Here is a 13995-nt window from a genome sequence, read left to right on the forward strand (position 1 = left end):
GGACCGCGGCGTTCAATGCCGGGCGCTGCGCCACACCGAACGACTCGACGAACAGGATCTCGTGGCTTCGGGCGGATCCCGCGGCGACTCCTACGACAACGCGCTGGCCGAGGCTTTCAACTCCCTGTTAAAGGTCGAGCTCATCCGTAACCGCCACGAGGGGCCATGGCTCGACATCGACAACCTCGAGATCGCGGTCGCCGAGTACATCGACTAGTTCAACCACCGACGGATCCACGGCGAGATCGGCAACGTCCCACCCGCCGAAAACGAAGCCCAACACGCGGCGGTCGAACCGTCACCAAAACTTGCCGACGAACTCGTCGACCCCAGATAACCACCTCGCGAAACCCAGAGCTTGAGACTCAGCACTCGGAAGGGGCCCAAACCTGCGAAGTCACTATCACGGGGGACGGAGATTCGCTCTAGCAGGCTTGTGGGGCGCCTTGGACATGATTCCATAGATAGTGGGGCAGGATACAGGACCGATCAAAACAAATCGATTGTGCGACGAGCAGCGTGCCGCCGAAACTAGTCGATCAAAACAGTACAGTTTAACAGTCGGCGCCTACTACACCGCTTTATTAACTAGTTCGAACAATACCCGAAAGAAAGACTGGGAGACGATCAGCGACGTCTTGCCAAGACAATTCCTCCCGCACCATCTGTGTTTGAAAAAGCTCCGGCGCGTCAAGCACCGAGGACGCAATACCGGTAAGTTCAGCGATTTCTCCGTCACCCGCGAGAGCTGTACCGGGTAGCCCATTCAAGCCCTTAATGGAGTACCCGATGACTGGCCTACCGACCGCCAAAGCTTCAAGAGCCACCCGCGGCAGGCCCTCCCAAGTTGCAGTGTGAAGTAACGCCCTGCTGCGAGCAAAGTAGTCGATCGGCGGAACTCGCCCAGGCAGCGTTATGAACGTCTGCAGCCGATACTTGCTGATTAGGGCCAACACTTCTGACCTCAAGGGCCCCCTGCCGAGCATGAAAAGATGAGCCTGAGGATTGCTCCGAACGAGATCTTTCATGACTTTGACCGCTTCCAACGGCCGTTTCCTCTCTGTAAACTCTCCGATCCAAACCAAGTTATGATCGGACGGGAACGGAAGAGAGGGGAAATCATTTAGGTCGAGACCCACACCGTATTTTAGCCGAAGCATGGGAACGTTGCCTCCATACTTGCGAAGCCATTCCTCGTCCTCGTCGTTGATGGCGATAAATCCCGAGGTTCGACCCACGAGTAGTCTCTCGATACCTTTCCACCCAAGGCCCGTAATAGTACGCTGATTCGACCAGTGGAGGCCGTGGGCAAAGTAAACGACGGGTATCCCAGGATTAACCATGCGAACGAGCGCCGAGGGTGTAGCCGTATTGGTCACGATAACATCCAGATCGTGAAGCTTCGACCACTCACGAATGCTGCGACGCGCCTTGAAATTCGTTAGCGACGGTCGTCTAGTAATTCCGTCTAGCGCTACAGAAGAAATACGTTGAGCCGGGTCGCTGGCCGCCAGAAAAACTTGGTTACCCTGCTCTCTCAAACTTGCAACGATGTCCACCCAGAACGCGTCAAAGTGCGCGCCTATATTGGCGACGATGCCGATCCGCATGACAGTAGCCCCTTCTTCCTGCAATGCAAGAACTCAGATACTAGTTGGCTAACCGGTTGGTGCGCCGTTATCGCACACCCACCGCTAATGGCTGCAATAACTAAGCGCACAACCGCTAGTCTTGGTGAGCTCCCTCTGCGAAAACGTCTGTCAATCTTCCTGCTTATTCCAAACCGAGGAACTATCGCCATTATTGTGCGAACTGAAGTTGTCGTGCGCGACGAAGTCGGTCGAATCAGGGTCCAATACCGCGGCGAACGTTCGCACTAGTATCCTCAAGTCTGTCAGCAGCGAGATACTATCAACGTATTCTAGATCTTTTGCGATTTTCTCTCCCCAAGTAAGCGAGTTTCGTCCACTCACTTGAGCCAGGCCAGTTAGGCCTGGTCTCACATCGAGACGTCGTCTTTCAACCTCGCTATAGCGATCAACCTGGTACTGCAGTGTGGGCCTAGGGCCGACGATCGACATTTCGCCAACCAGAATATTGACGAGTTGTGGAAGCTCATCGAGGCTGAAGCGTCGCAAGAACCTACCCACTTTAGTGACTCGTGCATAGTTCTCCAAGAGATTTCCATCGATGTCACGGCTATCTGCGGGGGTTAACATGCTGCGGAACTTGAGTATACCAAAAGGGGCGCCGCCTCGGCCGACGCGCTGCTGGCGATAGAAAACCGGTCCGCGAGTCTCGGCCTTCACGGATGCCGCGATTGCGAGAGTGATTGGAGAGGAAATCAATAGACCAGCAGTTGCGCCGGCGATATCGATCGCCCTTTTTCCGAATATCGTGTAAAAACTCATCGATTCAAGCACTTCCAATTTCGGTGATCAGATTCTGTCGGAGCTGACGAAAGTGCCCGCGTGTCGATGCCGGAACTGATTCATGCATTCTGATTTGTTCGGAACGTACTTTCTCATATTCTCCTTCAGCTCTCGCCAGCGCCTCCTCGAACTCTAGCGCCATCGATGCATGCAGAGAACCAACTGACTGATCCCCCCACGCCGTATAAGAAGCGCCCAAGCTCTTACTGTAATAGTACCGTTTGTCGCCCGAAACATCGCGAAGAGAGTGAAGGACTGGGACGCGGTTAGCCAAAGCGACGACCGCTGCGTGGTACCGCTCGCACACGACCAACTCGGCAGTTCGAATAAGTTCGCGCGCATCCTCCAACCGGAGGAAGTCTCGTTCGCCGAAATCAAACGTTATCCAACCAAATTCGCGACCCAACCACGCTGCTTGCTCGGCGCCCCCGCGTCCCGAATAGAACGGAAGAACGACAACGTCGATCCCACGGTTCTTCATGGCTAGATCAAAAGATGCCAATTGGGGTCTGATCTCAGTTAGTTTGGCGACAGGCATATATGTCTCAAGAACTATGTGCGGCCTCGCACGTGGAGAAATGCCGGAGGGACGGTCCACCAGCGAGGATGCATAAAAGAACAAGTCGTCCGGCGTGTACGTAATGCTCGAATCAGGTATTCCGAGACGGCGGAGCTCGGCGGCGGAACTAACGGTGTCCCGCACGTGGAACGATGCATTCAGCGCCGGAAATATGTCTGTAAGAAAGGCCGAACTTGAACCAAAGGGTCCGAAGCCATTGGCGGTGAAAGTAATTGGTTTGCCGAGCGTCTGGGCGATCAAGATTGGGGCCAGAATGCTCAACAGCTTTGGCAAACGGTGAGGTTGGCACCACAGCTCGTTCCAATACCCTCCGCCGTTCACGACCATTCGGTCCAGGTTCTCTATCGAAGAGAATAAGTCCTCGATGTTAGACACTGCATTTAGTATCTCAAGAGGAGTGGGGTGCCGGCCATTCTTAGTAAGTAAGTCTCTTTTCGCTTTATCAAAAACGACGGCCTTGCTCTCCATCTGCGAATGCGGCAAGTATTCTGCCAATACCTTATCGACAACGCGGGTGTCATAAGAGTAAAGCGAGATCTGCTGGGCATCGGGAATGGCGTGAAGATTGTTGACTAGCATTCCGTAATCGCCGAAATTTGCATCCGCGAATGGCCCCGTGAAACCCAGCTTCATTTTACCCTCGCTCCGATTGATTTGACTAATTCAGGGATTTCAGTGAGCGCAGTAACAGAGTGGTGTTCGGTAACACCCTCGAGGTACCGCTTTCTGCAATGGATGCCATCTTGCCGCAACAACCGGACCGTCGTGACGGGTAGGACGGAGGAAATATGGAAGTCTTTCTCTGGGTTGTCGCCCACGTAAATCGCTCTGCTAAGAGGGACATTTAACTGTCGGCACGCGAGCCGAAAAGGTCTCGGGTGAGGTTTCCAGTAGGATCGATTGGGGCCGAGTTCGTCAGTTACGACAAGGCTATCGAAGTAGTAGTCAGCATTTACGGCGTTCAGCTTTTTCCTCTGTGTAATCGCAGCGCCGTCAGTAACTATCCCGAGACGAACGTCGATGCCTTGCAGCATCTGAAGCATAGGAAGGACGTCAGGCCTAAAACTGAGCATCGGGGAGTGCTCGCGGTGCACACGGATCAAGTCGTCTACAGTTACATTGATGCCCGGCATGGCGATCTGGCGAAGTATTTGCTGGTATCGGCGTGGGGAGCCTGGTGGGTCCGCACAACGAATTGCCTGGCATACCAGTTCAATAGGAAAGCCCGTCGCTTCCAGGTAGTGCGCTATGGCGTTTGCTGCGCTTTTTTGATAATCGCACTCGTCAATAAGCGTGTCATCGAGATCGAACAGCAGCGCCCATGTCATGTGCTGACCTGTTGGCCCGATGCATCGATGCAAATTGCTTGGTCATATCTGAGGAAAATCAAGTCTGCTGTGAAGTCGCCGTCAAAAGGCAACTCCTCCCCGTCGAGAAGCCTGAAGAGCTTTTTGATCGAGTTGCTGCCCGCCGCAATACTCATTGGTGCCCCGCCTCCAAATCTGGCGTTTACTTCAATAAACTGGACATTGTGTTCGTCCCAGAAGCATTGAATTGTGCTTGGACCGGGTATGGATAGGCTATTGAGCAGGTGTCGAGCTTCCCGTTCTATTATGGGCGCGCGGACTACCTTTCCTTTCGAGATTTCTCCCGCGCGAGTTGCAAGCCGCTGGCGGGGTACGATCGACAGGGGGCGTCCATTGAAGTCTGAGAAACAGTCGACTGTATACTCCAGTCCAGTGGCAAGTTCTTGCACCATTGGGTCGACCGTCTTGCGAAGGGCAGACACAAGCTGCTGTTGGTCGTGCACGGCGGCTGCACCAATACTGGAGCTTCCTTGCCGGGGTTTGACGAAAACCGGGAAGGAAGTCTCGGGAAGTTGGGTCGGGTTTGGAACAAGCGCGGGGACGGTTAGTCCAATACTTTGAATAAACTTCGAAGTTTGGACCTTGTCCGCGCACGTATTAATTGTATCTTCGCTAGCGACCAGTACTCGGGCTTCTGTCAATTGTTCGATTTTTTGTCTATGAATCGCCAAGGTGGAGAGCTCGGTGTCTATTGTGGGCACAACCAGGCTTATATCAAAATCTAGGATTAGACTTATCAGATTCGTAATGTAGCCCGGAGCTGCGACCCGCTCGATTAGTGACCAGTGATCGGCAGCGTATAGTGCTGGGGCAAATCTGTCTGAATCGACTGCCACAACTAACTCGTTCTTTCCGCGTTCGGCCGCCGCTGCTCTGAAGCGTTGCACTAGTTCCACGCGCCGACCCGCACTGAGTATGAGAATGTTTCCCATCCCAATTCCTTTCAGTTTTATGTAGTGGTTCCGGTCGTTCACAGAGAAAGTATCTGCAAAGCTTCTATTACTCGATTCGTTTCGGTGTCTGTAAGCTCAGACCCGCTGGGTAGAGTTATCCCTTTACGGAATAGTTTCTCTGCGTTGCCATTGGTAAAGCTACGCGCGGTTTCGAAGGCAGGTTGCATGTGCATCGGTTTCCAGAGATGCCGCGCTTCGATATTGGCGTCGTTCATTATGCTAATTATCTGGTCCGGAGTGTGTGAAATGCTATCGCCCAGAATGATGGCAGTAAGCCAGCAGTTCTCCTCGGTTTCGCGGCTTTTGCTGCCAGTTCCTAGAAACCTGATGTCGAAATCGACGAATGCGTCCATGTATTGGCGGCGAATTATTCGGCGACGATTAATCATTTCGTCAAGCCGGGTTAATTGTGCTCGGCCGATCGCTGCGAGGATGTTTGATAGCCGATAGTTGTAACCGATTTCGGTGTGTTCGTACCACGGCACCGGTTGTCTAGCCTGGGTCGAAAGGTATCTCGCTCGGTCTATCAAACTCGCATCATTAGACACTAGCATTCCCCCGCCTGACGTCGTCATAATCTTATTGCCATTGAACGAGAGTGCTGCGGCCTGTCCGAAAGATCCTGCGGGGGTTCCGGCGTGTTTAGCGCCGAGGGACTCTGCGGCGTCCTCGAGCAGGGGTACGCCGCGCTTTGCTAATCCCGCCTCGATCTCGGTATAGTCGCAGCAACGGCCCAGGAGATCGACGGTCATCGCAGCAACGACTTCGGTGTCTTCTGCGTGGAGAGTGTCGATCGCTTGGAAAAGTAAATCTGGGTCAATATTCCCGTCGTCCTGGCAGTCGATGAAGACTGGCTCAGCGCCGGTGTATGCTATCGCATTGGCCGATGCGGCAAATGTCATCGATGACACCACCACTGCTGTACCCGGTCGTGCCCCAAGGTGCAGAAGGGCGAGATGGAGCGCAGCCGTGCCCGAGGATAGGGCGAGTGCCCCTTTCACGCCGAGACGCTGCGCGACTTCAGTTTCGAACGAGTCGACCTCCGGTCCAAGCGGTGCTACCCAGCCTGACCGGATGGCTCGGCGGACAGCCTCTTCTTCGGCGTCTGAGATATCGGCTTTCGACATAAAAATTCGCTCGCTCATGGGGCCTTCCGGTTGTCGGACACGGATTGAAGCTTAGGAGCCAACGACCCGAATTGGGTCTGGTTGGTGTGGCGGGGTCAGCATGAAGAGAGGCGGGAAGGGGTCGATACGGCAGTTCTGCCGAGTAGGCGGGTTGTGGTGTGCCCTTCTGCCAGCCACGGTACCTGGGTGCGCGAGCGCTTCCGGTTCCCGCTGGACGTCGGCGCAATGCCTGTGCTGTGGTTACTGGTATCGGTGGGGGTTTAGGCCCTTTTCGGGGGTATCGTGGCTTCTGTGCCGCGCAGAGGTTACTGGTTTGGAGGAGGCTGGGCGAGCTAAGTGGATTGTGCAACGCAGTTGCGTGAAGCTGTGGTTGCCATTCGGTTTGGCGGGAAGTGTTGCCTTCGCCGGTTGGTGCGCGGCCTTTCGTCCAGAGCAAACCGGTGCGACCCGTCCGCGGCGTCGGCGATAGCTCTTAGATTATTAGAAGCGCCGTTCGACGAGAGGGGGAATGTCTCGAAAAGGGTGTAGGAGTGACGCGCCCGAGGAGGCTGATCTAGGGCGGTGAGCAGGCACGGTGGCTTAGAAAAAACGGACAGGCCATGGAGCTAGAGCATCGCAAACCTTGCCACTCCGGCGCTTATCCCAAAGGTGGGTCCGGTTATCGGCGCAATGAGCCACTATTGACCTTAGCGTGTCAGACTGCCCGAGACCGTCTCGGCGGCCTGTGTCGCGCGGCTAGTCCTCGTCGTCGGCGAGTTGCGGGTCGACCTCATAGTCGGTAGGCACCACCAAGAGTTGCTCCGCCACGTCGGCCGGATTGGCCTCGCGGGTGGGGTCGTCGACGCTCACCTCGGGCGTGTACTCCTCGGTTGCGGTGACGGGATCCGGCTCCGGGGTGTACTCATCCGGATCGGGGCGGTCCTCGGCAAACATCTCAGACTCCTCCTCGTTCCACCGACTCATCACTCTGAGGCAAGTGGGTCGCTCGCGGCCTTGTCGCGCCTCCACCCTAAGCATCCTGCGGCGAACGGTGCCACTGCCCGGCGAGGCGTACCTTGGGCCGCATTCGCACCCCCAACCCAGGAGGCACTTCTCATGGCAGATCCTCTGTACACCGTCGAAGCCCTGTCCACCGGCGGAGGCCGCGACGGCCACGTCGCCACCGCCGACAAGGCCGTGGACCTGGAGATGGCCCCGCCCACCGAGCTCGGCGGCTCGGGGGAGGGCAACAACCCCGAGCAGCTGTTCGCCGCCGGGTACGCCGCCTGCTTCCACTCCGCACTGCAGAGCGCCGCGCGGATGAAGAAGGTCGCGATCGACGGCTCGTCGGTCGGCGCCCGGGTCTCGCTGGTGCGGTCGGGCGAGGAGAGCATCGACTTGGCGGTGGACCTCGAAGTGGTGATCCCCGGCCTGGAGTCCGAGAAGGCCGACGAGCTGGCGCAGCTCGCCCACGAGCTGTGCCCCTACTCCCGCGCCACCAAGGGCAACATCGAGGTCAGCGTCTCGGTCTCCGACGACTGACACCTTGCCCGCATGGCCTGCACTCCCGTTGGTGCATGCGATCGGGGTGGCGGCCGCCTCGTCGTCGTCGTCGTTCTTCCTCCTTCGTCGGTGGTCGGTCAGGCCCGGGTGGGCTGCTCACGGTCGCGGTCCGATTCCCGGGTCGACCGCTCCCGCCGGCGCCAGAGGGGCTCGAGGGCGGCGTCCTCCTCGGCGGTGGCGACCCGGAACGGGGGCTCGGTCGGCGTGGGCAGGCCCTGCGCGCCCTGGCCTCTCGTGGCGCGCAGACTGGCGACCACCGAAACGGCGAGAATGGTCGCGATCACCGCGAGCGAGAGGGCGGTCGGGATGTAGACCACGTCGATCTTGAGCATCATCTTGACGCCCACCCAGATCAGGATCAGCGCCAGCCCGATCTTGAGATAGACGAAGCGGTGGACCAGGTCGGCCAGCAGGAAGTACATCGCCCGCAGCCCCAGAATGGCGAAGGCGTTGGCTGTGAAGACCAGGAACACCTCGTCGGTGACGGCGAAGATGGCGGGGATGGAGTCGACGGCAAAGACGATGTCTGTGGTCTCGATGAGTACCAATACGGCCAGCAGGGGAGTGGCCATGATCAGCCCGCCCTTGCGGACCAGCAGGCGCTGGCCGTGGAAGGCGTCGGTCATGGGGATCAGGCGGCGGAACGCCGCGAGCACGCGGGATTGATCGGGGTTGAGGTGCTCATCGCGCTGGCGGATCATCCGGACGCCCGTGTACAGGAGGAACGCGGCGAAGAGGTAGAGCACCCAGGAGAAGTTGGCGATCAGCACGGCGCCGCCGGCGATGAAGATCCCACGGAAGACCAGCGCCCCGAGCACGCCCAGGAACAGCACGCGGTGCTGGAACTGGGCCGGGACGGCGAAGTGGGCAAAGATGATGGCCCACACGAAGACGTTGTCCACCGCGAGGGACTTCTCGATGAGGTAGCCGGCGAAGTACTGCTGGCCGAACTTCGCGCCCCAGACGGCCCAGATGATCGCCCCGAAGCCCACTCCGAGCGCGATCCAGACGGCCGACCAGGTGGCGGCTTCGCGGACGCCGATGACGTGAGCCTTGCGGTGGGCGACGAGGTCGATCGCCAGCATCAGGACGATGAAGGCCAAGACGGCGAGCCAGAGCCAGAGGGGTGTGTTCATTTGTGGGACCTTTCGATCAGTGGGTGATCGAAGGTCTCTCCCGGCTCCTATCGAGCCCGCTCCGCCGGGTCCGGGGACCGTAGTGACGACGAAGTGTGTGAGGGATACTCCCCTTCTGGTGGCGCAAGGTTAGCGCAGGAATCGGGCGGGCTCAAGGCGCGGTCTGACGCTCGTCCAAGAATGCGCCCATTGTGGGCATTACCTCGGTGAAGTTCCTAAAAAGAGTTTAAGGTGAGGTCGGCCGTCAACGCGCTGTCACGTGTACCCCGCGTCCCACGGCCGACCACGTACGCCACCGAGCGGGCCCGCCGCCCCCTCGCCTGCAGACAGGATCCAGATGACCTCACGCACTACCCGCTCCATCGCCACCGGCGCCGCCGCACTGCTCATCGCCTCCGGGCTGTCGGTGGGCACCAACGCCGCGGTCGCCAGCGCAGCGCCCTCCTCGTGCGCCACCGCCCAGACCGTGACGTTCAACGACCCCTCGACCCTGTGGACCGACTACCACCTCAACAAAGAGGTCGTGGGCGACGGGACCGCGGCGCCCGGCGGCATGGTGACGTTCCGGACGACGGTCAGCGGTGCAGGGGCGCTGGTATCCGGGATCGAGGACTTCCACCCGGCCGGGTTCGAGTTGGTCCAAGCCCGCTCGAGCGTGTGGTACCTGCTCGGCGGTCAGACGTGGACCACCGTCACCAACGACGTGATCCGCGACTCGGCGACCAACTCGGTCCGCTACTCGGGCGCCGGCTGGACCACCGCCGGCAACGCGCGCGCCACTCTCGAGACGACCTACCGCGTCCCCGCAACCGCCACCCCGGGCGACGTGCTCAACACGGGCGCCGCGATGACCCTGGTGCTGGCGAACGGTCGCAAGGTGGCCAACCCCATCAACACTTGCGTGACCATCCGCGAGCCGAACCCGACCGAGGTAGTGACCGGCAGCCTCAACGGGCTGGGCCTGGGCTCGGTGACCTCCGGGTCGACGGCTCTCGGCAACATCGGCGCCGACCCCGCCACGTTCTCGGCCGACCTGATCAACGGGCTCGACCTGGGGCAGCTGATCGGGGGCATGGCGGGAAGCTGATCTCGCGGGGCGGCGGCGGAGTTTGTCGTCGTCGCCCTGCTCGGTCTGACCCGGGCGTCGTATGGCCTGTTCGGCGCGTCGGCGGCGCAGGCCGGCCTCGCCCGATATGCAGCCGACTGACCAGCGGTATCAGGGGCCGGCTCGCGATACCGCGAGCCGGCACCGTTGTGTCGGTGGAGCTGAAGATTCGGGGTGCTTGGCGCGGCAGTGGGAGAGTGGGCCCGCCCGAGGGCGTGACAGAGGACCCCGGGCGGGATGGAGATAGTTGAACCCGGTCGTCGAGTGGTCGCATCTGTGGGTTTTCGGGATACCCCACCTGGGAGAACGTGAGCGGGTGTGACCGCGCGGCGGGTGGTGGCCCGGTGCTGATCACGAGGTGGGTGGCGCGGCCTCTCGGTGCACCGGTCCGCGCCTCGCAGGCAGCGACACGGGATCGAGCGAGGGCCCATAGGTGGCGTTATGGGCGGGTTCCCCCAGCCACGCGGGGCGGCGGATCTTGTGTCGAGGAACCCGGGGTGCTGGCTACGACGGCGTGGGGTTGGTGAGCCACCAGACGATCGCCTCTTGCGTCAGCTCGGCGATGCGGCCTTCGCCCGTGGATCCGTCGCCCCACCGGGGGAGATCTACCCAGATGCGCAGCGGTGCCCCGCCGATCACGGGGACGTCGACGAACTCGAGCGTGCGCTGCCCCGGGCCATACGGTGACCTGCCGCCGGTGGAGCACGAGATGACCGGGACGAACCCCGTTGCGCAGGCCACCTCGGCACCGGGTTCGATCGGGGTCAGAACCCGGGTGCCTGAGATCGCCGGGTTCCAGAACGCCGGGTCATCAGGACCGAGAACATCGCTGACGATCTGGGGCATGCCGCGGGGGATCTCGAGCCCTGGCGCGACGTCCCCTGGGTTGGCCGGGGCGGCGGTGGCCGTCGTCGGGCCGAGGGCGGTCGCCGCTGCGGCTACCGCCAGAGCGAGGCCGAGTCGTCGGCGGGTGGGCGATTGCCGATGCACGGTTGGGGAGGTCATGAGTCGAGGTTCCGTGTCTGCACCCGGATCTGATTCTCGGGTGGGACCGAACCCAGATTGCCACGTGACCCACCGGCCCTTGCTGCGTCGTACTTGACTATCTGACGCTCGTCGATCCTTTGCGTGCGGCCGTCCTTGCGTTTGGAGAACAACGTCCAGCCTGATCGGTCTCTTCGCGCGATGACGCTCCACTTTCTAGCCGGGCCATCGTGGTGATCGATTGTCCGCTCGATCGTCATGAGCTGGGACGAGACGCCCCACGGGGTGGAACCGGGTGCGCAGTAGTGCTCGAAGGTGGGCCACCATGCCCACTCTGCCTCCGGACGCTCCGCATCCACCCGGCGGTCCGCAGTGTGGCCGGCGCGAGTGGTTCCGACGCCAGGGGTTCGTTGCCCTCTCCGTTTGTTCACGAGCCCACTTTCACAGACTGGTTCGCCGCGTGAACATTCACGGGTTAATCTGAGCTTCTTCTCACCAAAGCCGCTTCTGATCCTCGATAGGTCACGCGGACTCTGTCGGACCCGGCGAGCTGGCCGACGATCCCGGCGTCACCGCCCTCGACTGCCACATCGTCGAGGCCGTCCGGCGCGCACGAGAGATCGCCGGCGACCGCAACGTGCAGATCATCAGCGCCGACATCGCGCGGCAGGCCCTCGAGCACGACCTGATCGACGAGCTGCAGGTGTTCGTGGCGCCCGTGTTCCTGGGTGACGGCATCCGCATCTTCGACGTTCCCGGTGGCCGACGGGTCGACTGGGAGCTCGTGGAGATCTACGACGACAGCCCGCGCAGCTTCGGCCGTGTGTACCGGCCGAGGGGGCGGGCGCAGCAGTAGGCACGATCACCGGGCAGGCGGCGGTCGGTAGGCGGCAGAAAGTCTCTCAGCGAAACCCGGGGTGTCGGTCGGTACGCTCCAACGGTCGCAGGCCATGTGCTGCACCGCGACCGGGCCGTGATCGCCCGGTTCGGCGACCAGAGACGCTCGGCAGAACCCGAGCGTGGGAGAAACGGACATCGATGTGATCACCCTTGCCGCGGCGCCACCGATCGACCCTTCGGCCGACTACAGTGGGTTCATCGGGTGGGTTCTGAACCTCATGGAGACGCTGGGCGAGCTCGGCGTGGGCTTGGCGGTCCTGCTCGAGACGTTCGTCCCTCCGATCCCGTCCGAGGCGGTGCTGCCCGGTGCCGGGTTCCTCGCCTACGAGGGGCGGATGAGCTTGACCCTCGCCTGGGCGGCGGCCACCACGGGCGCCCTGCTCGGAGCGTGGATCTGGTACGCCGTCGGCTCCGCGCTCGGCCGCGACCGCACCAGGCGCCTGGTGGGCAGGATCCCGCTGCTCGACCACGAGGACTTCGACCAGTCGGAGGCCTTCTTCCAACGGTGGGGCGGCGTGGCCGTGCTCCTGGGGCGCTGCGTCCCCCTGGTGCGCTCGTTCGTCTCCATACCCGCAGGGATCAGCCGGATGCCCGTCCTGCGATTCACCGCGTACACCTTCATCGGATCCGGGGTGTGGAACGCGATCTGGATAGGCGCCGGGTTCGCCTTTGGCCCGGCGATCAGGCCCGCCCTGGAACGGTGGAGTGGAATGCTGTCCAACGCGGTGCTGGCGATCATCGCGGCCCTGGTGGTCTGGTTTGTGGTCAAGCGAGTGCGGCGGCTCATGAAGCGCCGACGCGCTGTCAGCGTGCAGTGAGCGCGACCGCCCCGCGTCAGCCGCTCGAGCGGATGGCCGCCTTAGCCTGGTGCCGCTCCCGGGACACGACGAGCAATGGAGACGCCCACTCCTCGAGTGGTCACATCTGACGGCTTCGCCGGCACGCCACCTGGGAGAACGCGATCAGAAGTGACCACTCGACGGGTAGCGGGCCGTGCAGGCACGATCGGGCGGGGGCATTGTGGACGTCATGCCAGCCGACTCCAGCCCCACCGCACCCAGCCCCACCGCAGCCGTCTCCGCCGCGCCCAGCTCCGCCGCCCACCGCACGCCTGACGGCACGGTCGCGCTGCGCGTGTTCGTCGAACCCCAGCAGGGCGCCACCTACGCCGACCAGCTCGCGGTCGCCCGCGCGGCCGAGGACCTGGGGTATGAGGCGTTCTTCCGCTCGGACCACTACCTCAAGATGGGCGACGCCAGCGGCCTGCCCGGGCCCACCGACGCCTGGCTCACCCTGGCGGGCCTGGCCCGGGAGACCAGCTCCATCCGGCTCGGCACCCTGCTCACGTCGGTGACGTTCCGCCACCTGGGTCCGCTGGCGATCTCGCTCGCGCAGGTCGACCAGATGTCCTGGGGCCGCCTGGACGTCGGCCTGGGGGCCGGGTGGTACGACGACGAACACACCGCCTACGGCATACCCTTCCCGCCCCTCGGCGAGCGTTTCGACATGCTCGAGGACACCCTCGGCGCTCTGGAGACCCTGTGGTCGACTCCCGAGGGGGAGACGGTCACGATCCGCGGCAAGCGGATCGACCTGGTCGACTCTCCCGGCCTGCCCAAGCCACTGCAGCAGCGGCCGCCGGTCATCGTCGGTGGGTTCGGCAAACGCCGCACCCCCGCTCTCGCCGCCAGGTTTGCCCACGAGTTCAACGTGCCGTTCGCCGACGTCGACACCGCGGCCGCCCAGTATCGCCGCGTCGACGAGGCGTGCGCGGAGCGGGGTCGGGCGCCGGGGGACATCCTGCACTCTGCGGCCCTGGTCCTGTGCTGCGGCCGGGACGAGGCGGAGCTCGCCCGCCGCGCCGACGCC

General features: G+C 61.6%; 14 protein-coding genes and 1 pseudogene. 6 read left to right on the top strand and 9 right to left on the bottom strand.

What is annotated here, in order from left to right; translation table 11 throughout:
- Positions 1–217, top strand: a pseudogene (locus tag G6026_RS16880) (IS3 family transposase); the annotation flags it as partial.
- A 367-nt stretch (positions 218–584) separates the two neighbouring features.
- Here the strand turns inward: G6026_RS16880 and G6026_RS05960 are convergent.
- The 7 genes from G6026_RS05960 to G6026_RS05990 form a co-directional block, all read right to left on the bottom strand.
- Entirely contained in the window at positions 585–1610 is a 1026-nt protein-coding gene (locus G6026_RS05960) for a glycosyltransferase (RefSeq protein WP_182612525.1), read from the bottom strand.
- Positions 1611–1760: 150 nt separating this feature from the next.
- A complete protein-coding gene (locus G6026_RS05965) occupies positions 1761–2423 on the bottom strand; it encodes a sugar transferase (protein WP_206682009.1) in 663 nt (220 codons plus the stop codon).
- Positions 2416–3645, bottom strand: a complete 1230-nt coding sequence (locus G6026_RS05970) for a polysaccharide pyruvyl transferase family protein (RefSeq protein WP_182612527.1) — start codon at positions 3643–3645, stop codon at positions 2416–2418. Before G6026_RS05970 ends, G6026_RS05965 begins: the two co-directional genes overlap by 8 nt.
- Positions 3642–4340 carry an HAD-IA family hydrolase gene (locus G6026_RS05975; RefSeq protein WP_182612529.1) on the bottom strand — a complete coding sequence of 233 codons (699 nt, stop codon included), beginning with the start codon at positions 4338–4340 and terminating at the stop codon, positions 3642–3644. Before G6026_RS05975 ends, G6026_RS05970 begins: the two co-directional genes overlap by 4 nt.
- Complete coding sequence (locus G6026_RS05980) at positions 4337–5311, bottom strand: ATP-grasp domain-containing protein (protein WP_182612531.1); 975 nt, start codon at positions 5309–5311, stop codon at positions 4337–4339. Before G6026_RS05980 ends, G6026_RS05975 begins: the two co-directional genes overlap by 4 nt.
- Positions 5312–5349: 38 nt before the next feature.
- Entirely contained in the window at positions 5350–6477 is a 1128-nt protein-coding gene (locus G6026_RS05985) for an aminotransferase class I/II-fold pyridoxal phosphate-dependent enzyme (RefSeq protein WP_182612533.1), read from the bottom strand.
- Between the two features lie 717 nt (positions 6478–7194).
- On the bottom strand, positions 7195–7392 hold the full coding sequence (locus tag G6026_RS05990; RefSeq protein WP_182612535.1) for a hypothetical protein: 198 nt from the start codon (positions 7390–7392) through the stop codon (positions 7195–7197).
- Between the two features lie 162 nt (positions 7393–7554).
- Between G6026_RS05990 and G6026_RS05995 the strand changes: the two genes are divergently transcribed.
- A complete protein-coding gene (locus G6026_RS05995; protein ID WP_182612537.1) occupies positions 7555–7980 on the top strand; it encodes an organic hydroperoxide resistance protein in 426 nt (141 codons plus the stop codon).
- A gap of 98 nt (positions 7981–8078) precedes the next feature.
- Here the strand turns inward: G6026_RS05995 and G6026_RS06000 are convergent, their stop codons facing one another.
- Complete coding sequence (locus G6026_RS06000) at positions 8079–9137, bottom strand: TerC family protein (RefSeq protein ID WP_182612539.1); 1059 nt, start codon at positions 9135–9137, stop codon at positions 8079–8081.
- Between the two features lie 337 nt (positions 9138–9474).
- On the opposite strand from G6026_RS06000, the gene G6026_RS06005 reads away from it, so the two are divergent.
- Entirely contained in the window at positions 9475–10224 is a 750-nt protein-coding gene (locus G6026_RS06005; protein ID WP_182612541.1) for a hypothetical protein, read from the top strand.
- A gap of 522 nt (positions 10225–10746) precedes the next feature.
- On the opposite strand, the gene G6026_RS06010 is transcribed toward G6026_RS06005, so the two are convergent.
- Positions 10747–11247 carry a hypothetical protein gene (locus G6026_RS06010; protein WP_182612543.1) on the bottom strand — a complete coding sequence of 167 codons (501 nt, stop codon included), beginning with the start codon at positions 11245–11247 and terminating at the stop codon, positions 10747–10749.
- Positions 11248–11815: 568 nt separating this feature from the next.
- Here G6026_RS06010 and G6026_RS06015 point away from each other — a divergent pair.
- From G6026_RS06015 to G6026_RS06025, 3 genes are all read left to right on the top strand, one after another.
- On the top strand, positions 11816–12082 hold the full coding sequence (locus tag G6026_RS06015) for a dihydrofolate reductase family protein (RefSeq protein WP_309230156.1): 267 nt from the start codon (positions 11816–11818) through the stop codon (positions 12080–12082).
- 163 nt (positions 12083–12245) lie between these two features.
- A complete protein-coding gene (locus G6026_RS06020; RefSeq protein ID WP_231750339.1) occupies positions 12246–12944 on the top strand; it encodes a DedA family protein in 699 nt (232 codons plus the stop codon).
- A 211-nt stretch (positions 12945–13155) separates the two neighbouring features.
- Positions 13156–13995 (top strand): LLM class F420-dependent oxidoreductase (locus G6026_RS06025; protein WP_182612545.1); only part of this gene is annotated, 840 nt, incomplete at its 3' end.

The organism is Dietzia sp. DQ11-38-2 (genome assembly GCF_014145055.1).
Classification (GTDB): Bacteria; Actinomycetota; Actinomycetes; order Mycobacteriales; family Mycobacteriaceae; genus Dietzia.